At 40.1% G+C, this 24847-nt stretch carries 26 protein-coding genes and 1 other RNA gene; 18 read left to right on the top strand and 9 right to left on the bottom strand.

Going from position 1 to position 24847, the window contains the following annotated elements:
• The first annotated feature begins 32 nt into the window (after positions 1 to 32).
• An RNA gene (rnpB, locus tag RM553_RS16165) (RNase P RNA component class A) lies at positions 33 to 368 on the top strand.
• Here rnpB and RM553_RS16160 read toward each other — a convergent pair.
• The 5 genes from RM553_RS16160 to RM553_RS16140 all read right to left on the bottom strand — a co-directional run bounded on the left by RM553_RS16160 (position 367) and on the right by RM553_RS16140 (position 3601).
• On the bottom strand, positions 367 to 1161 hold the full coding sequence (locus RM553_RS16160; protein WP_311535990.1) for a glycoside hydrolase family 16 protein: 795 nt from the start codon (positions 1159 to 1161) through the stop codon (positions 367 to 369). The two genes, rnpB and RM553_RS16160, sit on opposite strands and share 2 nt — an antisense overlap.
• Positions 1162 to 1327: 166 nt before the next feature.
• Complete coding sequence (locus RM553_RS16155; protein ID WP_311535989.1) at positions 1328 to 1606, bottom strand: hypothetical protein; 279 nt, start codon at positions 1604 to 1606, stop codon at positions 1328 to 1330.
• Between the two features lie 9 nt (positions 1607 to 1615).
• On the bottom strand, positions 1616 to 2149 hold the full coding sequence (rsmD, locus tag RM553_RS16150) for a 16S rRNA (guanine(966)-N(2))-methyltransferase RsmD (protein WP_311535988.1): 534 nt from the start codon (positions 2147 to 2149) through the stop codon (positions 1616 to 1618).
• A complete protein-coding gene (locus RM553_RS16145; protein WP_311535987.1) occupies positions 2149 to 2964 on the bottom strand; it encodes a DUF3822 family protein in 816 nt (271 codons plus the stop codon). Before RM553_RS16145 ends, rsmD begins: the two co-directional genes overlap by 1 nt.
• Positions 2951 to 3601, bottom strand: coding sequence for a hypothetical protein (locus RM553_RS16140; protein WP_311535986.1), 651 nt, complete (start codon positions 3599 to 3601; stop codon positions 2951 to 2953). Before RM553_RS16140 ends, RM553_RS16145 begins: the two co-directional genes overlap by 14 nt.
• A gap of 120 nt (positions 3602 to 3721) precedes the next feature.
• Between RM553_RS16140 and RM553_RS16135 the strand changes: the two genes are divergently transcribed.
• The 5 genes from RM553_RS16135 to ligA all read left to right on the top strand — a co-directional run bounded on the left by RM553_RS16135 (position 3722) and on the right by ligA (position 9420).
• Positions 3722 to 5161, top strand: a complete 1440-nt coding sequence (locus tag RM553_RS16135; RefSeq protein WP_311536017.1) for an ATP-dependent DNA helicase — start codon at positions 3722 to 3724, stop codon at positions 5159 to 5161.
• A 137-nt stretch (positions 5162 to 5298) separates the two neighbouring features.
• Positions 5299 to 6141: a peptide chain release factor N(5)-glutamine methyltransferase gene (gene prmC, locus RM553_RS16130; protein WP_311535985.1), complete on the top strand. Its 843-nt coding sequence runs from the start codon at positions 5299 to 5301 to the stop codon at positions 6139 to 6141.
• Positions 6142 to 6150: 9 nt separating this feature from the next.
• Positions 6151 to 6732 (top strand): LOG family protein, encoded by a 582-nt coding sequence (locus RM553_RS16125; protein WP_311535984.1) that lies wholly within the window; start codon positions 6151 to 6153, stop codon positions 6730 to 6732.
• 12 nt (positions 6733 to 6744) lie between these two features.
• Positions 6745 to 7413: a VOC family protein gene (locus tag RM553_RS16120; RefSeq protein ID WP_311535983.1), complete on the top strand. Its 669-nt coding sequence runs from the start codon at positions 6745 to 6747 to the stop codon at positions 7411 to 7413.
• Positions 7414 to 7428: 15 nt separating this feature from the next.
• Complete coding sequence (gene ligA, locus RM553_RS16115; RefSeq protein ID WP_311535982.1) at positions 7429 to 9420, top strand: NAD-dependent DNA ligase LigA; 1992 nt, start codon at positions 7429 to 7431, stop codon at positions 9418 to 9420.
• Positions 9421 to 9486: 66 nt separating this feature from the next.
• On the opposite strand, the gene RM553_RS16110 is transcribed toward ligA, so the two are convergent.
• From RM553_RS16110 to RM553_RS16095, 4 genes are all read right to left on the bottom strand, one after another.
• Complete coding sequence (locus RM553_RS16110) at positions 9487 to 9753, bottom strand: Txe/YoeB family addiction module toxin (protein ID WP_311535981.1); 267 nt, start codon at positions 9751 to 9753, stop codon at positions 9487 to 9489.
• Positions 9753 to 10001, bottom strand: coding sequence for a type II toxin-antitoxin system Phd/YefM family antitoxin (locus RM553_RS16105; RefSeq protein ID WP_311535980.1), 249 nt, complete (start codon positions 9999 to 10001; stop codon positions 9753 to 9755). Before RM553_RS16105 ends, RM553_RS16110 begins: the two co-directional genes overlap by 1 nt.
• Before the next feature lie 335 nt (positions 10002 to 10336).
• On the bottom strand, positions 10337 to 11245 hold the full coding sequence (locus RM553_RS16100) for a bifunctional metallophosphatase/5'-nucleotidase (RefSeq protein ID WP_311535979.1): 909 nt from the start codon (positions 11243 to 11245) through the stop codon (positions 10337 to 10339).
• Positions 11246 to 11284: 39 nt separating this feature from the next.
• On the bottom strand, positions 11285 to 12049 hold the full coding sequence (locus tag RM553_RS16095; protein WP_311535978.1) for a 5'-nucleotidase: 765 nt from the start codon (positions 12047 to 12049) through the stop codon (positions 11285 to 11287).
• 323 nt (positions 12050 to 12372) lie between these two features.
• On the opposite strand from RM553_RS16095, the gene dapA reads away from it, so the two are divergent.
• The 12 genes from dapA to RM553_RS16035 all read left to right on the top strand — a co-directional run bounded on the left by dapA (position 12373) and on the right by RM553_RS16035 (position 24515).
• Positions 12373 to 13248 carry a 4-hydroxy-tetrahydrodipicolinate synthase gene (gene dapA, locus RM553_RS16090; RefSeq protein ID WP_311536016.1) on the top strand — a complete coding sequence of 292 codons (876 nt, stop codon included), beginning with the start codon at positions 12373 to 12375 and terminating at the stop codon, positions 13246 to 13248.
• A gap of 132 nt (positions 13249 to 13380) precedes the next feature.
• On the top strand, positions 13381 to 14187 hold the full coding sequence (locus tag RM553_RS16085; RefSeq protein WP_311535977.1) for an outer membrane protein assembly factor BamD: 807 nt from the start codon (positions 13381 to 13383) through the stop codon (positions 14185 to 14187).
• A 10-nt stretch (positions 14188 to 14197) separates the two neighbouring features.
• Positions 14198 to 14524, top strand: coding sequence for a DNA-directed RNA polymerase subunit omega (locus RM553_RS16080; protein WP_311535976.1), 327 nt, complete (start codon positions 14198 to 14200; stop codon positions 14522 to 14524).
• A 10-nt stretch (positions 14525 to 14534) separates the two neighbouring features.
• A complete protein-coding gene (gene coaBC / locus RM553_RS16075; protein ID WP_311535975.1) occupies positions 14535 to 15743 on the top strand; it encodes a bifunctional phosphopantothenoylcysteine decarboxylase/phosphopantothenate--cysteine ligase CoaBC in 1209 nt (402 codons plus the stop codon).
• Positions 15736 to 16623 (top strand): type IX secretion system protein PorD, encoded by an 888-nt coding sequence (porD, locus tag RM553_RS16070; RefSeq protein ID WP_311535974.1) that lies wholly within the window; start codon positions 15736 to 15738, stop codon positions 16621 to 16623. The genes coaBC and porD overlap by 8 nt, the downstream gene beginning before the upstream one ends.
• Before the next feature lie 62 nt (positions 16624 to 16685).
• A complete protein-coding gene (gene recN, locus RM553_RS16065; protein ID WP_311535973.1) occupies positions 16686 to 18350 on the top strand; it encodes a DNA repair protein RecN in 1665 nt (554 codons plus the stop codon).
• A gap of 327 nt (positions 18351 to 18677) precedes the next feature.
• Positions 18678 to 19502 (top strand): enoyl-ACP reductase FabI, encoded by an 825-nt coding sequence (locus tag RM553_RS16060; RefSeq protein ID WP_311535972.1) that lies wholly within the window; start codon positions 18678 to 18680, stop codon positions 19500 to 19502.
• A 106-nt stretch (positions 19503 to 19608) separates the two neighbouring features.
• Positions 19609 to 20607, top strand: coding sequence for a glycosyltransferase family 2 protein (locus RM553_RS16055; protein ID WP_311535971.1), 999 nt, complete (start codon positions 19609 to 19611; stop codon positions 20605 to 20607).
• 2 nt (positions 20608 to 20609) lie between these two features.
• On the top strand, positions 20610 to 21569 hold the full coding sequence (locus RM553_RS16050) for a YbbR-like domain-containing protein (protein ID WP_311535970.1): 960 nt from the start codon (positions 20610 to 20612) through the stop codon (positions 21567 to 21569).
• Entirely contained in the window at positions 21566 to 22156 is a 591-nt protein-coding gene (coaE, locus tag RM553_RS16045) for a dephospho-CoA kinase (protein ID WP_311535969.1), read from the top strand. The genes RM553_RS16050 and coaE overlap by 4 nt, the downstream gene beginning before the upstream one ends.
• Positions 22157 to 22223: 67 nt before the next feature.
• Complete coding sequence (locus RM553_RS16040) at positions 22224 to 23789, top strand: sensor histidine kinase (RefSeq protein WP_311535968.1); 1566 nt, start codon at positions 22224 to 22226, stop codon at positions 23787 to 23789.
• Between the two features lie 3 nt (positions 23790 to 23792).
• Entirely contained in the window at positions 23793 to 24515 is a 723-nt protein-coding gene (locus RM553_RS16035; RefSeq protein ID WP_311535967.1) for a response regulator transcription factor, read from the top strand.
• The last annotated feature ends 332 nt before the right edge of the window (positions 24516 to 24847 follow it).

Here is a 24847-nt window from a genome sequence, read left to right as displayed (position 1 = left end):
TTTATCCCGCTTATTTGCATTACCTTTGCTGCAAAGCAGGTCGCCTTGTCGCTTGGCCTATTATCCCGGTTTTGCCGGGATGCGAGGTTGAGAGGAAAGTCCGGACACCGTAGGGCAGCATAGTGGGTAACGCCCACCGGCCGTGAGGTTAGGACAAGTGCAACAGAAAGGATGTACAGGTAATGCTGTAGTGAAATCGGGTAAACTCTATGCGGTGCAATGCCATGTAAACCGGTGCTGCAGGCGGCCCGCCTGCTTCCGGAGGGTAGGCAGCTAAAGGCCTTTGGCAACAAAGGCTTCAGATAAATGACAAGGGCTTTCGAATGCTTCGAAACGCACAGAATCCGGCTTACAGACCTGCTTTTTTTATTTCCCGGGCTGATAAACCTTTACATAATCTATCACAAACTGCTGCGGAAGAATAGATTCGTCCAGTTCTCCTGCCCAGCCACCTCCAAGAGCCAGGTTTATTAAAAGGTAATATGGCTTTCTGAAAATATAAGCCATATCGCCGGCGTCTTCAATATGAAAGGTGTGATAAAGCTTGCCGTCAAAATAAAATTCGAGTTTATCTTTTGTCCAGTTTAGTCCATAAACGTGAAAATCACTATGTAGATCTTCAACAGGGAGTTTACTGCCGTTGGAGGTATATTGTTGTTCATTATCAGCAGGATAATGAACCGTCCCGTGAATATGATTTTCATCCTTACCTACAAATTCCATAATATCAATTTCCCCAGAGAACGGCCATTCTACTTCATTAACATCTGTTCCCAGCATCCAGATTGCGGGCCAGACTCCTTTTCCCTGTGGGAGTTTAGCCTTAACTTCTACATATCCATACTTAAAACTGAAATTCCTGAGAGTATTAATACTGGCAGAGGTATATTTGGTCCGCTTAGGGCTGTTACGCCAGTGGGTGCTGTCTTTCTTATAAAAGCTGTTTTTAATATTTTCCTTAAGGCCTTCAATGATGAGATTTCCTTTTTTAACCCGCGCATTTTTTTTCCTTTTTTTAGTATAGTACTGCGGCTCCATGTTGCGCACATATCCTTCTTCATAATTCCATTTTCCCTCATCTGGAAGTCCGTTATAATTAAATTCTTCAGAAAAAATAAGATGAGAATTCTCAAATTGGGCGTTTGCCTTAAAATTCAGCATAAGCAGTATTGAAAAAATGAATAATTTAGGGATCATTCGGTTTAATAAAGGAATATTCCGTTGAGGAATCATTTTGTTATTTCCACTGCCCACTCTATGGCATCATCCAGGACTGTAAAAACTTCAAATGGAAAATTTACAAACTCACGTTCAAATTTAGCCGTGGCTATTTTGGAAGGTTGTGGACAAACAATTGCCATTCCGGCAAGTCCTTCCACTTTCGGATTTCTCCGGAATATATTACAGGATTTACATTGTAGTTGTTCTTTCTAAGGGAAATATAAACGAAGCGGGTATCTTTAAAAAATTCTGTGCACAAATCTATATAGGAATTTACTTCCATATAGCCCACCACAACGTCTTCTTTTACTGTAGAAATCACATAGGTGCTATAGAATTCGAGCGTTGTATGTTCAAGATTTTTTGTTTCCAGAAGCTCACCCATGCATTTAATTTACGAAAAAAAACTAAAAACTGAGCTGCCATACTTCCTGGCCTCCTGAAAATTTTTAACTGAAGAAAGATCAGTATGTTTAGAATGTTCAATTATAAGCGATCCTTCAGGATTAAGAATTTTGTTTTCGAAGATGGTATTGGCTATTTTTTCGAAAGTTTCCGTATCAAGATCATAAGGCGGATCGGCAAAAATAACATCTGCTTTTACCGGTGCTTTCTCAAGATATTTAAATACATCGCTTTTAATAACCTGTATGGGAAACTCCAGTTCTGCCGCAGTCTTTTTTATGAATTTTACGCACTCATAATTGGCATCTACGGCTGTGATAGTCTCTGTTCCGCGGGAAGCAAATTCATAGGAAATATTTCCTGTGCCGGCAAAAAGGTCGAGAACATCTATATTGCTTAAATGAAACTGGTTTCTTAAAATATTAAAAAGTGCCTCCTTGGCCATATCTGTAGTTGGCCTTACCGGAAGTTTTTGCGGAGCCATTATCCTCCTGCCTTTATTGCTACCTGATATTATTCGCATTACAGAGATTTTAAAAGAACAAATTCCGAGCTTTCCCTGGAAGGTTTTTCAGTATCTTCATGATATTCAAAAGGAAAAAATACCGGGAGAAAATCTATGTTTTTTATGTAATTATAAGCAATTTCATAAAAATCTGAATCTTTACTGATATCCCCAAACAGCAGCAACTGGAATTCTAAAGGATCAAGATTTAATTGTTCCGCGGTAAAGAGGATATAATAAAGGAAATCTTCCTTTGTTTCGTAGGAAAACGTGTTGCAGAGGAGAAGTTTGCCATCATCAATTACCACGAGGTCATATTCTTTTTCACGGTTATAGATGTACATTTTGGTTTCTTGCGAAGGCAATTTTAGTAATTCTTCTAACAGGATGCTGCTGGTGTGTTTATATTCAAATTCGCCGTATTTCTCAAAAAAATAATTAATCACATTGGCGTAGGGGATATAAACGTTCACCATTTCATGCTCCTTCAGCTCATCGTATGCAATAAAATCAGTTTTTAAAATTTTAGTGTTGAACTTTAGGTAATTAGAAGCATTTTCCTCCTGGAAAAGCGGGGAGGGAACAAGAGTGGACAAACTGTTGCTAAAGAGAAGGATTACATTATTTATATGCTGGCTTAGCAGCGGTTCTTCTTTATATACGGTTTCAATTTCCTGCAGCAGTTTAACAGGATCTAGTTGTGCGGTAAAAACCTTTTTCCTGTAAAATATAATTTCTTTCCTTTCGGTATTTAGAATACAAAAAGAAAGTCCATCCAGGCTAACCTGGATGGACAGTTTCAAAAAATTGTTTTCCTGATTACTCGTCGCCATAAACTTTTGGCCAGTTTCCGCTGGTGTTCACCTCCTGCATGGAACCAACACTAATATAACGGCCGTTAACATCATCTACAGATTGTATTTCATTTTCCTGTAAGATCAAAGTCCTATCCTGGTCATAAAGTACTTTGCTTTTGGCAACTTTTGCTTCAAAAACAGGGATTTTGCTGTCTCCTTTAGTAATGGTGCCGGCATCAAGTTCAAACTGGGCGTCTGCACCTTCAATTGGAACATTAATCATATTTCTGTAACGCTCTTCATTTCCTTTAAATAACGAATCTTTTACAGAAACGAACCCAAGGGTGTCAATTACCACATCTTCAATATACTGGTCTACCCCGTAAGTCCTTCGGTACTCTTCATCTAAATAAGTGGTGTCACGACGTTGAGTAATAGCAAACTGGGCAGTGTCAAGAAACTGAACCAGGTCATCAAAGTCACCTTCAAAACTTCCGGTAACTTCTTTATGGGCCAGCTCGGCATCTCTAATATCTTTAAGATTTTCAATTACTTTCGCGTAGCGCTTCTCTTTAACTTTGTTAAACTGGATTGGTCTGTAAACCGCATCAAATGTAAGATAGGCCAGGAAAATGATCACCAACCAAAGGAGTAATTGAATTACAAGTCTCATGCTTTAATAATTTACTTTATAAAATTAATAGTGTGTACGACAAATCTACAATTTTTTTTTATTCGTAAAAGTTTCTTCCCTAAAAATCCATGGTTATATTTGAGAATTCACGCACGTGCTATGGATATATTAAATGCCCCTTCTTTTTATAAACTTCTGCTTAATGATTTAGGTTTTCCAGCCAAAGCAAAACAGGATATCGCGCTGCAGCAATTATCAGATTTTGTTACTGCCGGCCGTAAGGAATCCCTTTTTGTGCTGAAAGGTTTTGCCGGTACCGGTAAAACCACTATCATCAGCACCCTGGTGAAAAATCTCTGGAAGATCAAAAAATCCGGAGTTTTACTGGCGCCTACGGGGAGGGCGGCCAAAGTGATCTCTAATTATTCCAAACAGGAGGCTTTCACCATTCACAAGAAAATCTATTTTCCGAAGAAATCGAGCGGAGGAGGCGGGGTGAGTTTTGTGCTTCAGCCAAATAAGCATAAAAACAGCATTTTTATTGTAGATGAAGCCTCCATGATTTCAGATCAAAACAGTGATTCCAAAATATTTGAAAATGGTTCCCTGCTAGACGATCTGGTGCAGTTTGTTTATTCCGGCCATAATTGCCAGCTCATATTAATAGGGGACACGGCACAGCTTCCGCCTGTAAAAATGGAGATGAGCCCGGCTCTGGAAGAGCAAAAACTTCAGTTTAGTTATAGTAAAGAGGTTAATCATATAGAACTGGATGAAGTGGTACGGCAGAGTGAAGAAAGTGATATTTTGCTGAATGCGACCAGGATAAGGGAATGCCTTCAGGAAGAGTTTTATGAGAGCTTTAAATTTCAGCTCACTTCAAAAAAGGACGTGGTGCGGCTTACCGATGGTTATGATATTATGGAGGCCATACAGGATGCTTATGACAACCTGGGGAATGAGGAGACCAGTATTATTGTAAGGTCTAATAAGAGGGCGAACCAGTACAATCAGCAAATCAGGAACAGGATCCTCTTCCAGGAAGAAGAAATTTCGGCGGGAGATTACCTTATGGTGGTAAAGAATAACTATTTCTGGATAAAACCCGCATCAGAAGCAGGTTTTATTGCCAATGGCGATATTATAAAAGTGTTGGAAATCTTCGGAATAAAAGAGCTTTACGGTTTTAGGTTTGCTGAAGTCCAGGTGCAAATGGTGGATTATCCCAGAATGCGCCCTTTTGAAACCGTGGTTTTACTTGATACGCTTACCAGTAATTCCCCTTCGCTTTCTTATGAAGAATCAAATAACCTTTATCAAGAGGTAATGAAGGATTATGCTGATGAAACTTCAAAATACAAGAAGTTCCTTAAAGTTAAGAACAACAAATATTTTAATGCGCTTCAGATTAAATTTTCGTATGCCATGACCTGCCATAAATCACAGGGCGGGCAGTGGAATACCGTGTTTATCGAGCAGCCTTATTTGCCAAACGGGGTGGGGAAGGAGTATCTAAGATGGTTGTACACAGCGGTAACAAGGGCTACAGATAAGCTCTATCTTATTGGTTTTAAAGATGATTTTTTCCTCCAGGAATAAAATCAATTCCGCACTAAAAGATGAAACTCCCAATAAAAATTTTGTCTCTTTTTTCTTGCAGCGAAGCGGTAATGAATCTTTAACCGGACAAGGTTAATTAAAATTTTATAACAAATCATTTTAAATAATTATAAACATTGCAGGTAAAAGAGCTAAAAATAAAATTTCAGGAAGAACTAAAAGAGGAATATCCGCAGGAGGAGATTGTTTCTTTTTTTAATCTTCTTGCTGAAGAGTACCTGGGGATGAACCGTCTCCAAATGGCAATTCAGCCGGAACGGGAAATTTCTAAGGCTGAAAATGCCAATTTTGAAGCTGCCTTTCAAAAATTAAAAAATCATTATCCTGTACAATACATCCTTGGGGAAACAGAATTTTTCGGACTAATTTTTCAGGTAAATGAAGCTGTGCTTATCCCACGGCCGGAAACCGAAGAACTGGTACAGTGGATCCTCGAGGATCATTCTTCCGCAGAAAATCTAAAGATCCTGGACATTGGCACCGGCAGTGGTTGTATTGCCATTGCACTGGCCAAACATTTGAAAAACGCAGAAGTTTTTGCCATAGATGTTTCCAAAAAAGCCCTGGAAACTGCGAGTATTAACGCAGAGAATAATGATGTCAAGATTACTTTCATGGAAAAGAATGTTTTGGAAATAAATAAACTGGATCAACATTTTGATATTATTGTTTCCAATCCTCCTTATGTGCGGGAACTGGAAAAAAAGCAAATGCAGCGAAATGTGCTGGATTTTGAACCGGAGCTGGCCCTCTACGTGGGAGATGAAAATCCGCTGGTTTTCTATAAAACCATCACAAAACTGGCAGAAAACTCATTGCGGCCTTCCGGAAAATTGTATTTTGAAATCAATCAGTATTTAGCTGAAGAAACCGGAAATTTGCTGAAAATGCATAATTTTAAACCCTGTTTAAAAAAGGATATTTTCGGGAATTACAGGATGTTAAAAGGAACTTTCTAAAATTTTATAATGAAGAGCATCGCGGTATTTTGTGGCAGCAGTAATGGTAATGATGAAGTTATTTTACGAGACTCCTATAATTTGGGAAAAATTTTAGCAGAAAAAAATATAAAGCTGGTGTATGGCGGAAGTAAACTTGGGCTGATGGGCAGCGTGGCAAAAGGGGCGCTGGACCACGGCGGGGAAGTAACCGGCGTAATTCCGGATTTTTTAAAGACCAAAGAAGTGGTTCACCCAAATTTAACAGCGCTCATTACTACAGAAGACATGCATGAACGCAAGATGAAAATGCACGAACTCAGTGAAGGTTTTATCGCTTTGCCTGGTGGTTTTGGTACTTTTGAAGAACTTTTTGAGATTGTTACCTGGGGCCAGCTGGGGCTGCATAAAAATCCAATTGGTCTGCTTAACAGCAACGGCTATTACGATGAGCTTATTGCAATACTAAAAACCATGGTTAGGAAAGATTTGCTGAAAAAGGAAAATTTTGACCTTTTGCTTATTGCGGAAGATATTGAAGAATTGCTGAAAAAAATGGCCAATTTTAAACCTGTTGCCGTTCCTAAATGGATGAATAAAAATCAGACTTAATTTTTGCTGAAGATGAAGATAGCAGAATTGCAGATTTTTACCTCCCGGCCTGAAGAGCAAAAAAAGTTTTACCGGGATACGCTGGGCCTTGAAGTCTTAAAGGAAACTAAGGATACTTTTGAGATAAAGCTGGGATTTTCCCTGCTGAAGTTTACAAAGAAAGCCGGGGCCACGCCTTACCATATCGCTTTTCATATACAGGACAGGCAGGAAAAACAAGCGCTGGAATGGCTGAAAGAGAGGGTGGAGATCCAGAAAAGCGGAAAGGACGAAATTGTAGATTTTAGTAACTGGGACGCGAAATCGGTCTATTTTTATGATGAGGATGGAACTATCCTGGAATTTATTTCCAGAAGAAACTTTAATAAAGCTGATACGTGCCCATTTACCGCGGAAAAAATCAGCGGCATAAGCGAGATTGGCCTGGCAACATTAGATATTAAAGAAAAGTACGATTTTCTTCAGCGCAATTGCGGGCTGGAAATGTTTGACGGCAGCCTTCAGAAATTCTGTGCCATTGGAGATCCGCAGGGGCTTATCATTACCATAGATAGAGCTGAAAAGAAATGGTTTCCGGTAGATGATAAAGCTTATAGCTCAGACTTCAGCATAAAATTTACTCATCAAAACTCTGAATTTCATCTTGAATATAAAGATGATCACCTGGAATTTATCAAATAAAATTTTCATTAAAATATGGATGTGGAAAAGAAAATAAACAAGCTCCGCCAGGAACTGCAACAGCATAACTACAATTATTATGTATTGGATAAGCCGGAAATCAGCGATTATGATTTTGATATGAAGCTTAAGGAACTGCAGGAGCTGGAGGAAAAACATCCGGAATTTTACGATGAAAATTCGCCTACGCAGCGCGTGGGTGGCGCGGTAACCAAGAGTTTTGCCACCGTAGTGCATGATTATCGCATGTATTCGCTTTCAAATTCCTACTCCAAGGAGGAGCTGGAAGATTGGGAAAAGCGGGTAAAAAAACTGGTTGATGGTAAGGTGGAATATGTTTGTGAGCTTAAATATGACGGCGCGTCCATCAGCTTAACTTACGAAAAAGGGGAACTGGTGCGTGCGGTAACCCGGGGCGACGGCTTTCAGGGAGATGATGTTACCAATAATGTGCGCACCATCCGTTCAGTTCCTCTAAAACTGAAAGGCGATTATCCTGATAAATTTCATATTCGGGGGGAAATTGTGCTGCCTTACGAGGGTTTTGCCAAAATGAATGCAGAACGCGTGGAAGCGGGAGAAGAACCTTATGCCAATCCGCGTAATACAGCTTCGGGAAGTTTAAAATTGCAGGACAGTGCAGAGGTGGCTAAGCGGCCGCTGGATTGTTTGCTGTATAATATAATAGGAGAAAATATTAATATAAATTCCCAGTTTGAAAGTCTGCAAAAGGCCAGGGAGTGGGGCTTTAAAGTACCTGATGAATCTGAGTTGAAAACCAGCACTTCTGCAGTGATGGATTATGTGAATTACTGGGACGTGCACCGGCATGACCTGCCTTATGAAACCGATGGGGTGGTGGTAAAGATCAATGCTTTTAGCCAACAGGACGAGTTGGGTTATACCGCGAAATCCCCGCGTTGGGCCATGGCCTATAAGTTTAAGGCAGAACAGGAAACCACTATTTTAAACAAAATCAGTTACCAGGTGGGACGCACGGGGGCGATTACACCTGTGGCCAACCTGGAGCCGGTACAACTGGCCGGCACGGTGGTAAAAAGGGCTTCTTTGCATAATGCCGACCAGATTGAAAAGCTGGATGTTAGGGAAGGAGACAGCGTTTTTGTTGAAAAAGGAGGGGAGATTATCCCAAAAATTGTTGGGGTAGATTTTACCAAAAGAGACCCGAATTCCAAACCTACCCAATACGCTCAAAAATGCCCTGAATGCGGTACAGAACTGGTTCGAAATGAAGGAGAGGCGCAACATTACTGCCCAAACACTAATGGTTGCCCGCCGCAAATTATTGGCAGAATCCAGCACTATATTTCCAGGAAAGCCATGGATATTGAGGGCCTGGGCGGGGAAACAGTGGCTTTGTTTGTGAACAATGGCCTTATTGGAAATTACGCCGATTTATACGAGCTTAAGAAAGAGCAAATCCTGCCCCTGGAGCGAATGGCAGAAAAATCTGCCGATAATCTTATAAAAGGAATAGAAAAGTCTAAGGAAATTCCTTTTGAGCGGGTGCTTTTCGCCTTGGGGATTCGCTATGTGGGTGAAACCGTGGCCAAAAAACTGGCCAGGCATTATAAGAGCATAGACGCCCTGGAAGCAGCTTCAGAAGAAGAACTGGTATCGGTTGATGAAATTGGGGAGCGCATTGCCTGGAGCGTTGCCGATTTTTTTGCCAATGAAGAGAACAGGAAAATTGTGGAGCGCCTTAAGAAATATGGGGTGCAGATGGAAATTTCCGCAGAAAAACTGGCGAAACAAACCAATAAACTTGATGGGCAAACCTTTGTGATTTCCGGGACTTTTGAGCTTTCCAGGAATGAATTGAAGAAATTAATAGAGGATAATGGCGGGAAAGTTTCCAGCTCTATTTCTTCTAAGACGGATTATCTGGTGGCGGGGGGAAGCATGGGGCCGAGCAAACTGGCTAAAGCCGAGAAACTCGGCACCACTATGCTGGACGAAAAAGGTTTTTTAAAGATGATAAAATAGAAGCTGTTTTTTTGAAAAACAGCTTCTTAATTACCTAGATAAATTTAGCCGATTTTTGGGAAATTTCTAATAATGAAATTTACACTGTATAATTGTCAATTTTTGATTTGGAGAGATTCCAGAAACTTTATATACTAATCTATGTTCCTGATTAATTCTGCGAGACCAGTATCCGGACAAATTCTCCTTTAAAGGCTCGGGTTTACCAATTCCCTTAAAAGGATCAACTTTTATAGCTTTAACTAAGTGATCTATTTTTTGGAATACTTTGTAATCATTTTCTTTCCAATAACAATATTGATCATAAGCATCTTTAGCAAAAACTACTTTCATTAAATATCAACTTCAATAACATCCCCTTCATCTGCTTGCTTCTTAGCATTTTGTAAAGCCTCTTTATTATTATAAGTAGAATTTAAATAGTTCGTTTCCATAAGAGCATTATATTCACTTAATCTCATTAATACGACAGCATCGTCTTCATCATTTCGAGGTATGATTAACGTTTCGTAAGAATCAGAAACTAAATCCAGAAAATATTTTAATTTACCTCTTAATGAACTTGCGGTTACAGTTCTCATAATTCGTATTTTAATTTTTATAATGGTATAAAGATCATATCAAAAATACATAAAAAGGTACATGTATGCGTACTTATTTATAAATTTAACGTATTCTAATAATTAACTTCAGGATAAAAATCGACAACAATAGCACATATTCGTAATTGCGGCCATTAAGTAAAAAGGTTGAAATCAGGAATTGAAAAACCCCGGAAAATCGGGATCTTCACTACCAAACAGAAGAGATAACGTGCCGCTGACCTTTATTCCTTAACCCTAAACTTCACGCTTGAAACCTGGGCAAAGGTAAAAGAGGTTGAATAATAATAGCAATAGAAAATAAAGCAACTGCTTTAAAGCACTATTTTTACACCATCTGACTGGAGATCTTCATCACCATTCAGGTAAAAATCTATTCTACCGAGGTAAAGGCCGTAACAGCCAACCTGGTTAACCAGCACTTTTTTACCGGCTTTATTTGTCTCCACAGTCGGTTTTTCAAGAAAAGTATGGGTGTGGCCGCCAATAAACAGGTTGATATTTTCTGTAGCCCTGGCCAGTTTAAGGTCATCAATTTTCTCGTCATTATAACTATAGCCAAGGTGGCTAAGGCAAATTACCAGATCGCATTTTTTTTCATCTTTTAAGATCCTGGTCATTTCCTGGGCGGTTTCTACAGGGTCAAGATACTTGGTTTCTTTGTAAAGCCGATTGTTTACTAATCCCTGCAGTTCTATACCGAGCCCAAAAATGCCAATTTTCACCCCGTCTTTGCTGAAAACTTTATGCGGAAGCGTATGTCCCTCCATCACCGTATTGCTAAAGTCGTAGTTGGAGCAGATAAAATCGAAATCGGCGTGGGGCAGCTGAGAGTAAAGGCCGTCAATGCCATTATCAAAATCGTGGTTTCCAATAGTGGCGGCATCGTACTTCAGCTTGCTCATTAGTTTAAATTCCAGTTCGCCGCCGTAAAAGTTGAAGTATGGCGTACCCTGGAAAATATCGCCGGCATCCAAAAGAAGCGTGTTGGGATTTTCATTTCTAATCTGCTGTACAAGGCTTGCTCTTCTTGCCACACCGCCCATATTTGGATTTTTAGGATCATCTGGCCCAAAAGCTTCAATATGGCTATGCACATCGTTGGTATGCAAAATGGTAATATGTTTCAGGGAATCTTTTTTAAAAGAGAGCGATGCCAGGCCGCCAAGCCCCACAAATGCTGTAGCTGCCGAAGTTTGCTGTATAAAATTCCTTCTTTTCATTTTTCTTTTATTTATTCTGAAGCAATTCAGTTTTAGAATTTACAGATCCTTTATCCGGATAAACCTGTTATCAACTTTAGCCTCAATGGTGTCCACTTTCCGGAAATAATCAATAATGGCATTTCGCAGTTTATAGTCTACATTATAAAGCTTTTCCGGATTGTTAAAAAAAGCCATATTGTCGCCTCCCTGCTGCAAATAATCTGATGTCGCCACGAAGTAGGTCTTGCTGGTATCAATTGGCTTGCCATCTATAGTCGCTTCAACAATTTTATAATTATCGTTCATCTTAATCTTGATTCCGCTTACGGGATGTGCAGTGCCGGCATCTTCAAGATATTGCAGCATTTCCTTCATTTTTGCACCGGTAAGTTGTGCCACTACAATTTCATTTTCAAAAGGCATAAGCGCATAGGCAGAGCGGGCGGTGACTTTTCCCTTGTTCAGGGTAGAACGTATCCCGCCGTAATTCAGCAATACCGCGTCTATATTGTGGCCGGTTCTTTGGCGAAAAACAGGATTTGCCTGTTCCAGTACGATATCTGCCATTAAATTGCCAATGGCAGTATTCAAATCTCCATCGCTTGTGGAAAGGTTGGAGGGGTTATAGGCCAGGGCGCTGTCTAAAACAGAATTTATATGTTCTTTATAAGGTTGAATAAAATTTGTAATGGAAGTATCCTGCTGAATGTCTGAATCTATGGCTATGCGTTTTTCTTCAATTTTAGCTGAATAATGTTCTGTTTTGCAGGAAGAAATCAGGAAAAAACACAGCAGGATATAGGCTAATCTGTAAAACTTCATTTTTCTGACTTAGAAGCTGCAAAGATAAAAGATGTTTTGCTGGGGGAAAATTAAATTATTGTAAAGCGAACCTCGAGATATGCAGGTTTTACCTGAAGAATCTGTACAGCTATTTCACAAAAATACTTAAGGTGTTAAATAAAGTAATATTGACCTTTCTGAAATGCCTTGTTAGTTATGGCCTTCATAGAATTTATTTACATTTGTGCCCCCATTATTAGAAAATGTGCAACAGAACATGCTGTTGCCTGCTTTTGGGTAAAAATATTTCTGCTTTAATGGGAATTGATAAAAAAATTAAAATTAAAAGAGAATTGAATAGCATGGATGCTTTTACAGGAACAGGAGTTGCGCTTGTTACTCCCTTTAATGACGATTTAACCGTAGATGTGCCGGCTTTGGAAAAACTTGTGGAAGAACAGGTGCAAAACGGGATAGATTACCTGGTGGTGCTTGGAACCACTGCCGAAAGCGCAACCCTTACTTCCGAAGAAAAAGAACTGATAAAAAACACCATTATTGCCAAAAATAACGGCAGGTTACCTTTGGTGATCGGGATTGGCGGTAATAATACCATGGATGTTGTTGAAGAACTAAAATCTTCAGGTCTTGAAGGTTTTGATGCCGTACTCTCTGTCTCTCCTTATTACAACAAACCTACACAGGAAGGAATTTTTCAGCATTTTAAAGCTATAGCAGAGGCATCACCAAAACCGGTGATTTTATATAACGTACCAGGCCGCACTGCTTCAAACCTTCTTCCCGAAACAGTTAATAGGATTGCAAGGGAAATTCCAAAAGTTATTGGGATTAAAGAAGCGGCGGGAGATATTGTGCAGGCGATGCAGCTTATTAGCCTTGTGCCCAAAGATTTCCTTGTAATTTCCGGGGACGATATGATCACGCTGCCTATGACGCTTGCCGGGGGGAAAGGAGTGATTTCAGTAATCGGGCAGGGATTCCCTGCGGAATTTTCTAAAATGGTAAAGCTGGGACTGGCAGGAAACTCAAAAGAAGCTTACCAGTTGCATTATAAAATAGCGCCTTCTATTAGTCTTATTTTTGCCGAAGGAAATCCTGCCGGGATAAAAGCTTTACTCGCCAAAAAAGGAATCTGCAAAAATAATCTCAGGTTGCCTTTGGTAAAAGCCACGGCCTCACTTCAACAAAAAATTGAAGATTTTGTCGAGCAATTTTAAAGCCCTGGAGCTTAAATTACCGGGTTCATTTTTCGCATGCATACTATTTTCCTTTTTTGCAGGTTATACTGTAAGAAAGGAATTTTTTTTAGTGCGGAAAATATGTATTTTTGCCAGATGTTTTTACAAATAATGAAAAAAGGGATCTTATTAATCTGTGTCTTGCTGGTGGTATCCTGTAGTGAATACCAGGATATGCTAAAAAGCAAGGATGTGGGAGAGAAATATTCTTATGCTGAAAAGCTTTATAACGAAGCCAAGGCAGAAGACAGTAATCGCAAATTCCGCAAAGCTATCCGACTTTTTGACCAGATCATGCCACAGTTTAGAGGAAAACCTCAGGGGCAACGGGTAAGTTACCTTTTTGCCGACTCCTATTATGAAGTAGGGGATTATTTGTTATCGTCCTTCCAGTTTGAGCGTTTTCTGCAGAGCTACCCTGATAGTGAAAAAGCGGAAGAGGCAGCTTTTAAAATGGCGGCGAGTAATTACTATGTATCTCCTCCTTATAACCTGGACCAGACCGAAACCGATAAGGCAATTGTACTGCTTCAGCAGTATTTAGACACTTATCCTGAAGGGGAATATGTAGATAAAGCCAACGAAATGGCGAAGGAGTTAAGGATCAAACTTGAGAAAAAGGCGTATGAAATAGCCAAACAATATCATAAAACCCTGGATTATAAAGCGGCTATTGTTTCTTTTGATAACTTTTTAGCCAGTTATCCCGGCTCTCCTTTTAGGGAAGATGCTTATTATTATAAGTTTGATGCAGCCTATGAACTGGCGATCAATAGTTATTTCCAGTTAATGCAGGAGCGTTTGCAGGAAGCAAAGACCTACGCCGCAGATTATATGAAGTATTATCCTGAAGGGAAATATGTTCCTGCAATTGAAGTTTCCCTGGACGATATAAATACGAGATTACAAAATTTTTAATAATAGTAAAATGGATATAAAAAAGATGGATGCACCGGTGAATAGTGTTACGTACGATAGAAATGCGGTAGATGCACCGACAGATAATATTTACGAGGCAATTTCTATAATTGCGAAGAGAGCTACCCAAATCAATTCTGAGATTAAAAAAGAATTGTTGGAGAAGCTTGATGAATTCGCTACTTATAATGACAGCCTGGACGAAATTTTTGAAAATAAGGAGCAGATTGAAGTTTCCAAATTTTACGAAAAGCTGCCAAAGCCACATGCATTGGCGGTACAGGAGTGGTTAGATGAAAAGATCTATTACCGCAATACCAAGAATTCTGAAGTATAGATAAATTCTTATGTCTGTATTGAGGGGCAAAAAAGTACTTTTAGGCATTACTGCCGGAATTGCTGCATATAAAACTGCCTCTCTGGTAAGATTGTTTATAAAAGCCGGCGCCCAGGTAAAAGTTATTATGACGCCGGCTGCTAAGGATTTTATTACCCCGCTTACCCTTTCCACCCTTTCCAAAAATGAGGTGCTGTCTTCTTTTACTCATGAAGAAAATGAGAACCAAACATGGAACAGCCATGTGGAGTTGGGATTGTGGGCAGATTTTATGCTTATTGCCCCGGCCACGGCCAATACACTTTCCAAAATGGCTACGGGGAACAGCGATAATTTTTTGCTGGCTACCTATCTTTCGGCTAAATGCCCGGTGTTTTTCGCCCCGGCCATGGATCTCGATATGTACCAGCATCCTTCCACGAAAAACAGTTTTTCCACTCTTCAGGAATTTGGTAATATTATGGTTCCTGCGGGCACAGGAGAACTCGCCAGCGGTTTAACCGGGGAAGGAAGAATGGCTGAACCCGAGGAAATAATTGTCTTCCTGGAAGAACATTTTTCTGCAAACCTGCCCCTTAAAGGCAAAAAAATTCTTGTTACTGCCGGCCCGACATACGAAGCCATAGACCCTGTGCGTTTTATAGGAAACCATTCCAGCGGGAAAATGGGGTTTGAGCTTGCGCATATTGCTGCTGAAATGGGCGCTGAGGTGATTCTTGTCTCCGGCCCTACCCATCTTCAGCTGGGAAATAAAGAGATTGGACTAATAAGAGTGGTTAGCACCCAGGAAATGTTTGAGGCGGTTACCGAAAGATTTGATGAGGTGGATGTTGTAATTGCGGCCGCAGCGGTTTCAGACTATAAACCTAAAACAGTAGCGGATAAAAAAATCAAAAAATCTGAAGAGGAACTGAACCTTAAGCTAACTAAGACCCAGGACATCCTAAAGGAATTGGGAAAAAGGAAAAAGCATCAAAAGCTGATTGGCTTCGCTTTGGAAACCAATGACGAACTGGAGAATGCCCGCGGAAAACTGCAAAGGAAAAACCTCGATTTTATTGTTTTGAATTCCATGCGCGATGAAGGCGCCGGATTTAAAAAGGATACCAATAAAATTAGCATTGTCTATCCAGATAGGGAGAAAAAATTTGAATTGAAACCTAAGAAAGAGGTCGCCCGCGATATTTTAAATGAAGTAGCAGAACTTTTAAATGCGTAAATTTCTTGTAATTATTTTTTGCCTCGCCGGCCTTCAGAGTATGATGGCCCAGGAACTCAATTGCGAGATTATCATAAACGCTGAGCAAACCGGACAAAGCAACCAGTCGGTTTTTAGGACACTGCAACGCTCCCTTACAGATTTTGTTAACCAGAGTACCTGGACAAACCTGGAGTACGAAGACCAGGAGCGCATTAACTGCAGCATGTTCATCACCATAAACAGCTATGAGGGCGAATCTTTTACCGGGAGCATTCAGGTGCAGTCTTCCAGGCCGGTTTTTGGCACTTCCATGATCACGCCGGTTTTCAATTTTAACGATGAGCAGTTCAATTTTAATTACCGGGAATATCAACCTTTAAATTACAGTGCCAATTCTTACACTTCCAACCTGGTTTCCGTAATATCTTTTTACGTTTATACTATTATTGGGCTTGATGCCGATACTTTTGAACTGAACGGCGGGACCGAATATTTTGAGGAAGCCAACAGGATTGTAACCACTGCCCAACAGGGAAATTCGCAGGGCTGGCGTGGTGCCGATGGTTCAAAAAGCCGTTATCGCCTTAATACCAATTTGCTTTCTAATACTTATGCGGAATTTCGAACTGCCATGTACCAGTATCACCGGCTGGGTCTGGATGTGATGCATGAAGATCTACAGGCGGGGAAACTTGCTGTGGCTGAAAGCCTGGAAACTTTGGAAAGCATGAACACGCGAAGGGCAAATTCCCTGCTTTTGCGAACATTTTTCGATTCCAAGGCAGATGAAATCGGGCTCATTTTTTCCGGAGGCCCACCTATTCCTCTTAGCCCTTTGGTGGAAACGCTAAACAATATCGCGCCCCGCTATTCCAAAAGCTGGAATGCTCTTCAATAAACTGAATTGTTTTTGATTCGGAATGTAATCTTAGGTATATTTAGGCTCAAATTTATATCACATTGCTTACAGCACTTTCTATAAAAAATTACGCTTTAATTGAAGATATTAACATTAATCTTCAGCCGGGGTTTACCACAATAACAGGAGAAACCGGCGCGGGTAAATCGATCATGCTTGGCGCGCTGGGACTGCTCCTGGGGAACCGTGCAGATTATGGCGCAATCAGGAATTCAGCTAAAAAATGCGTTATTGAAGGCACCTTCAATATTACCAATTATAAGCTGAAAGACTTTTTTGTTTCTGAAGACCTGGATTATGAATCCAGCACCATCATCCGAAGGGAAATTTTGCCTTCCGGAAAATCCCGTGCTTTTGTAAACGATACACCTGTGAACCTTAGTTCTCTTAATGCCCTGGGAACTTATCTTATTGATATTCACAGTCAGCACGAAACCCTTAGTCTGGGCAATATAGATTACCAGTTTCAGGTAATTGACACTATTGCCAAAAATGAAGGCGTTATTATTGAATATAAACAGCATCTGAAAGAGTACCGGAAACTGCAAAAAAGAGCTGTAGATTTAAAAGAAGAACAGGCACAGGCAGCGAAAGAATACGATTACAACCTGTTTTTGCTGAATGAACTGGAAGAAGCGAAGCTAAAGCCGGGAATGCAGGAAGAACTGGAAGCCCGTTATGAAGAGCTGAACAATGTTGAAGAATTAACCGAGCAGCTAAGCGCTGCCTTCAACAACATAAACCAGGAAGAAATAGGGAGCCTGGAAACTCTGAAAGAAGTGCGGGGCAGCCTGGCAAGGATTTCGACCTTTTCGCCAACTTATGAAAGCTTGCATGGACGCCTGCAGAGCGTGATTATAGAACTGGACGATATTGGGGAAGAAATCGCTGCCGCTTTGGAAAGGGTGGAGGCTAACCCTGAAGAGCTGGAAGCTGCCAATACTAAGCTTCAGCTTATTTATAACCTTCAGAAAAAACATGCGGCAGGAAGTATAGAGGAACTAAAGGAAATACAGGAGGAACTTCAGAAAAAAGTTTCCGCAAGTGAAAATGCTGAAACCGATCTTTCAGAATTAAACAAAGCCATTGCAGATAAAGAGAAAGAACTGGCTGCGGTTGCTAAAAAACTTCATGAAAACCGTAAAAAAATAATTCCGCCATTCATTAAGGAAACCGAAGAAACCCTGGCGGCCCTGGGAATGCCCAATGCCAGGCTAAAAATTGAACTTCAGCAGCAAAAAACCTTTCTACAGAACGGGCAGGACCAGTTATCCTGGTACCTCGCGGCAAATAAAGGCGGGGATTTTAAAGAGATGAAAAAAGCGGCTTCCGGAGGGGAACTTTCCCGCATTATGCTGGCGGTAAAAAGTATTCTTGCCGCGCAAAGCAACCTGCCTACCATTATTTTTGATGAAATAGATACCGGGGTTTCAGGCGATATTGCCCAAAAAATGGGAGAGATTCTTCAGCGAATGGGCAACAACATGCAGGTAATTGCCATTACTCACCTGCCGCAGATTGCCGGCAAGGGTAACAGTCATTTCAAAATATTTAAAGAAGACACCGCAAATGTGACCACTACTAAAATCAGGCAGCTACAAACGCCAGACAGGGTGGAGGAGCTGGCCATGATGCTGGGTGGCAATAATATTAGTGAGTCTGCCCGGGCCCACGCCAAGGAATTGCTGAATGGTATTGAGTATTGAGAATTTAATATTGAGATACAGCTATGGAGTGGAGAGTGGAAAGAGGGGAGTTCAGTGCTTCAGTGCAGCTTTTAGAGTTTTTTATTGAATAGTAAATTTGATTTCTGCGATAGTCTGTGTGATGTGCGGGAAATTTTTTCGTGAATAGTTGAAGTTAAAACTACTGGAAAAGAATGGGAGATTACTTTTTGCTCATTATCAGGAAAAGCGAATTTTTGAACTTCTAACCTCTAACTTCAACTGAATTCAATTCCTGCTGCAAAAACTTTGAACTTTGAAAATGGAACTACTATCTTTACACGCTAACAACCTTAAAATAAAACAACCATGTCATATAACCTGCTAAAAGGTAAAAAAGGAATTATATTTGGAGCGCTGGATGAAAATTCCATCGCATGGAAAACTGCTGAGCGCGTACACGAAGAAGGTGGGGAATTTGTGCTAACCAATGCGCCTATTGCCATGAGAATGGGAAGTATAAAACAACTTGCCGAAAAGACAAATTCTGAAATTATTCCTGCCGATGCCACCAAAGTTGAAGACCTGGAAAACCTTGTGGAAAAGGCCCAGGAAATTCTTGGCGGAAAGCTCGATTTTGTGTTACACTCTATCGGGATGTCTGTAAATGTGCGCAAAGGCAATCATTACACCGATATGAACTATGACTTTACCACCAAAGGCTGGGATGTTTCTGCGGTTTCCTTTCATAAAACAATGCAGACGCTTTATAAAAAAGATGCTATGAACGAGTGGGGAAGTATTGTTGCCCTTTCTTACATCGCCGCGCAAAAGGTATTTCCTGATTATAATGACATGGCCGATAATAAGGCTTACCTGGAATCTATAGCCCGTAGCTTCGGGTACTTCTTCGGAAAAGACAAGAAAGTACGCGTAAACACCATTTCCCAGTCGCCAACTCCAACTACTGCCGGGCAGGGGGTTAAAGGCTTTGGTGGATTTATTGCTTATGCCGATAAAATGTCGCCGCTGGGCAACGCCACCGCGCAGGATTGTGCCGATTATACCGTAACGCTTTTTTCAGATTTGACAAAAAGAGTTACTCTTCAAAACCTGTATAACGATGGCGGATTCTCAAATATGGGAGTAAGCCAACAGGTTATGGAAGCTTTCGAGAAAGAGCAGGAAGAATAATCTTTGCTTCTGCATTTTGATATACCGGAGGTTGTTTAAAAATTTTAAATCCTGAAGTGGAATTTTAATCTTTAAACAGCCTCTTCTTTTTTCTTAGATTTACCAGATGAACCTCAGTTATTCTTTTATAATCCCCGTTTTCAACCGTCCGCAGGAAATCAGGGAATTATTAAAAAGCATGCTTCAGCTTGAGTTTGTATCGGCATTTGAAGTTGTAATTGTAGAAGACGGTTCAGATATTTCTTCGGAAGAAGTAGTTGCAGAATTTTCTGAAAAACTTCAAATTGCTTACTACTATAAGAAAAATTCCGGCCCCGGGAATTCCCGTAATTACGGAATGCATAGGGCAAAAGGCAATTATTTTCTTATCCTGGATTCCGATGTTTTGCTGCCGCCGGATTATCTGAAGGAGGTTGATGCATTTCTGCAAAATAGTTTCTGTGACTGCTTTGGCGGCCCGGATGCCGCGCATCCTTCATTTACAGATATACAGAAGGCTATAGATTACAGTATGACTTCCTTTTTGACCACAGGAGGGATAAGGGGAAAAAAATCTTCTGTAAATAAATTCCAGCCAAGAAGTTTTAATATGGGGATTTCCAGAAAAGCTTTTGAAGCTACCGGAGGTTTTGGGAAAATCCACCCGGGAGAAGATCCCGATTTATCCCTGAGGCTTATAAAATCGGGATTTAAAACATGTTTAATTCCCGGTGCCAGGGTATTTCACAAAAGGCGTATTAACTGGGGCAAATTCTATAAGCAGGTAAAAAAATTCGGATTGGTAAGGCCAATTTTAAATAAATGGCATCCCCATTCGGCTAAGGTCACCTATTGGTTTCCCACGGTTTTTACCGCTGGATTTATAATGTCCTTAATTTTTGCTGCTTTTAATCTATACTTTTTTATTTCAATTTATATCTTATATTTCGGTATCATTGGCATAGATGCTGCTTTCAAAAGTAAAAATATCTGGGTGGGATTTTTAGCTGTTTTAGCTGTTAACATTCAATTCTTTGGTTACGGCTGGGGCTTTTTGCAATCCTTTTTTCAGATTAATATTTTAAACAAAAACCCGGAGAAGGTTTATCCGCAATTATTCTTTTAAACATGCTGGACAATTTAAAAATAATAAGGAGGAGGAGTTTTAAAAAAGCGAATGTAAAGACCTTTGGTGTTTTTCTTTTCTTTTCGGCCTTAACATGGTTATTGGTACAGCTTTCTAAAGAATACACGCAAATTGTGCAAATACCCTTACATTATACCAATGCTCCCCTGGATAAAAGCTTATCTGCGGAGAGGCCCCAACAGGTTGCTGTGCGCATGCACGACCAGGGTTTCTTCCTGCTTTACTACCGCATTTTTCGCCCGGAACTTACTATAGACCTTGCTCAAACCGAGGTTAACAATGGAAACCTGGTTTACCAGATTGAGGATAATCGTAATGAAATTTCGGAAGAATTAGGAATAGATTTCGACAATTCCACCTTTTTGGATAGTAGCATCCTTATTCCTTTTCAGCCTAAACAGGAGCGCAGGATCGCGGTGGTGCCAAGGATAAAAGTGAGTTATGCCGTGGGATATTCCGCAGGGCAGGGCGTAAAAATTGAACCTGATTCGGTTACTGTTAGCGGACCTCAAAATATTATTGATACCATTAAAGAGGTGCCAACCCTTGAAATTACCCGTACCAACGTAAACCGGGATATTTCCGGGCAGGTAAAACTGGACACCACAAACCTGGGGAGGCTTAGTTTCTATCGTGATGAGGTAGGTTACTCACTGGAAGTTGAAAAATTTACCGAGGGCAGTGTGCAGATTCCCGTGGAAGTGATTAACGTGCCGGAGAATCTCAACCTGGCCTATTTTCCGAAGAGAATACTGGTATATTACCAGGTAAATCTTGAAGATTACGAAAGGGTGAAGCCAACAGACTTTAGGGTGGTTTGTGATTATAGCGAAGTAAATGAAGGGGAAGACTATTTTTTAGCGAAAGTTGTGGAAAGACCAGGTTTTGTTACGAATGTAAGGCTAAGTGAAAGGAAAATTCAGTTTGTTATTAAAAAATGAAAGTAGTAGGACTAACCGGGGGCATTGGCAGCGGAAAGACCACTGTGGCAAACTATTTCAGAGACCTGGGAATTCCCGTGTATATTGCAGATGATGCTGCCCGGGAACTGATGAATTCTTCCGAAGAAATCAGAAAAGAGATTATTGGTATTTTTGGAGAGGAAGCTTATAATGGAAAACAGCCGGACAGGAAATACATCGCCTCCAGGGTTTTTAATAATCCTGAACAACTTAATTTACTGAATAATGTTATTCATCCTGCTGTAGCAAAGCATTTTGAAAAATGGAAAAACACTCAGGATGCAGCTTATGTGATCTATGAGGCGGCGATTTTATTTGAAAAAGGTGGGTACAAAAAATGCGATTATTCTATCCTGGTAACCGCCCCTTATGAGGAAAAAATTAAGAGGCTTCAGGAACGGGACCAAAGTTCTGTAGAAGAAATCCAGGCCCGCATGAATAACCAGTGGGATGATGAAAAAAAGCGAAAACTGGCGGATTTTGAGATCGAAAATCTTCAACGGGAGCAAACCCAGAGCGCTGTGCGAAAACTGCATCAAATTATCTTAAAGTCAGGCAAAAATTAAGGAAAAGTCTGTTAACATTTGGTTAAACCGTCAGAGCTCTAAATGTTAAAATCTTACTTTTGAGGTCATGAATAAGAAGTTATTTTTTCTTCTCGTTGTTCTAATGAGCCTCTCCCTTATCGGTATTATTTTCGTTCAGGGGTATTGGATTAAGAGTACGATAGACGACAGGGAAGAACAATTTTCCTACAACGCAAAGCAGGTACTTCTTAATGTTGCCGATGAAATTCAGAACCGTGAACTGGAAAGTTACTGGTTTCGGTTTGATTCTATAAATAAAAATAACAGTTCTCTTAACGGGGTTACTTTAACGGAATATTTTAGCTCAGGCCGCGATAACCTGAAGAATCAGTCCCAGTTCCAGGCGGAAGCGATATTAGAAGAGGATTACAAGATCTCTTCTGGTTTTTTAGGTTCAGGAGAAGACAGTATACTTTTCACAAAACTCATTAATAAACGGGTAACCAATATTGTAAAGAAAAGCCTGGATAAAGAGTCTCTTACGGCACAGCAGCAAATAGAACGCATGGTGCGCATGAAGGATGTTGAAAAAGAATCTTTGCGCCGTTTAATTGCCGATGTAACAGATAAGCTTCCCATACATACCAGGGTAAGCGAGGAAACTATAGAGAAACTGATAACAGAAGAACTTGAGAAACGGGATATACAAACCAATTTTGAATACGCGGTTTTTAGTAATTCTATTGCTACCAACCTGCATTCAGATAATTTTTCGTTAGATCATCCCGGGACCTATGGAGTTCCATTATTTGTGAACCAAAATGGAAAGAGCAATTACAGGTTACTGGTAAATTTTATGGGGAAAAAAGAAGTGGTATTATCCTCTGTGATACTAATGGCTTCCCTTTCCATTATTTTTACACTAATTATTGTAATAGCCTATTCCAGCGCGCTGTCACAACTTATAAAACAAAGGCAGATTTCACAGATAAAGACAGACTTTATCAATAATATGACGCATGAGTTTAAAACTCCTATCGCTACTATTAACCTGGCGCTGGATGCCATAAAAAATCCTAAAATCATCAATGACCAGGAGAAGGTGTCGCGTTATTTAAAGATGATAAAAGATGAAAATAAGCGTATGCATGCCCAGGTAGAGAACGTGCTGCGCATCTCAAAACTGGAGAAAAATGAACTGGACCTCAAAAAGGAAAGACTTCAGTTACATGATATTATAGAAGATGCAGTCACTCACGTAGAGTTGATTGTGGAAGATCGCGGCGGTTATGTGCAAACCCATTTTGCAGCGCTAAAATCTTCTATTTTGGCAAATGAAGACCATTTTACCAATGTTATCGTGAACATTCTTGATAATGCGGTGAAATATTCACCAAATGAGCCAAAAATTGATATTTATACTGAAAATGTAAAGGACAAGATTATTCTAAAAATAAGGGACCAGGGAGCAGGAATGAGCAAAATTGTCCAGAAGAGAATATTTGAAAAATTTTATCGTGAACATACGGGAAATATCCACAATGTTAAAGGCCATGGCCTTGGTCTGGCGTATGCGAGGCAAATAATTGAAGACCATCACGGGGATATTTACGTAGAAAGCGAAAAAGGAAAAGGAAGCACATTTATAATTAAATTACCACTAATATCTTAATATATGGAAACTGAAGACAAGAAAATTTTATTAGTTGAAGACGATCCAAACTTTGGGACAGTCTTAAAAGATTACCTGGCAATGAACGACTATGAAGTCACTCACGCCAAAAACGGTATGGAAGGTTTCGAAAAGTTTAAAAAAGACGATTTCGACCTTTGTATCCTGGATGTGATGATGCCTTACAAAGACGGGTTCACACTTGCCAAGGAAATTCGGGACAAAAACGAGGAAATTCCTATTATTTTCTTAACCGCCAAAGCGATGAAGGAAGATGTACTGAAAGGTTACAAAGTAGGTGCAGATGATTATCTCAACAAGCCTTTTGACAGCGAGGTGCTTTTGATGAAGATCAAGGCAATCATGCAGCGCAAAGCAACAGACAGCGTTGCAGATAGCAAGCAGTTCGAGTTTGAAATTGGCAAGTTCCACCTAAACTCAAAACTTAGGTTCTTAACTTACGATGGCGGAGAGCCGCAAAAACTCTCGCCAAAGGAAAATGAATTGCTGCGTTTACTCGCCTTACATGAAAATGATTTAATGCCAAGGGAACTTGCATTAACAAAAATATGGAGGGATGATAATTATTTCACCTCAAGAAGTATGGATGTTTACATAGCCAAACTTCGTAAGTATCTGAAAATAGATGAAAACGTTGAAATTTTAAATATCCACGGGGAAGGGTTCCGGCTTGTGGTAAGGAATGAAGAAAAAGACGAAGAGTAATTTAATAATTTCAGTTTCTTAGTGAAACTTCCATTTCAGGAAAGGTTTTTCTGAAATGGAGGTTTTTCTAAAACTTATAAAATTTTAAAAGATTCCTGCGGAAATTGATTAGTCTTAGATTAAATGATCCGTATTTTAGCTTTTAAAAGACCTTCTTTATATTTCCACTGGCGCTGGAAAAAGTTAACAAATCACCTCTGCCACTTCTCTAAACTATACTTATATTTGCGGCTTGAAGTATAATCCTAAGTCCCAAATGTTTAGCTTCTTATACCCTACACATCGATCTTCCGGAATTATCCGGCTTGGGCAGCTTTTACCTATATTTTTCG

It is taken from the genome of Autumnicola tepida (assembly GCF_031846485.1).
Lineage (GTDB): Bacteria > Bacteroidota > Bacteroidia > Flavobacteriales > Flavobacteriaceae > Autumnicola > Autumnicola tepida.
The sequence above is the reverse complement of the archived record's forward strand: the minus strand, read 5'-3'. Positions and strand labels throughout refer to the sequence as shown.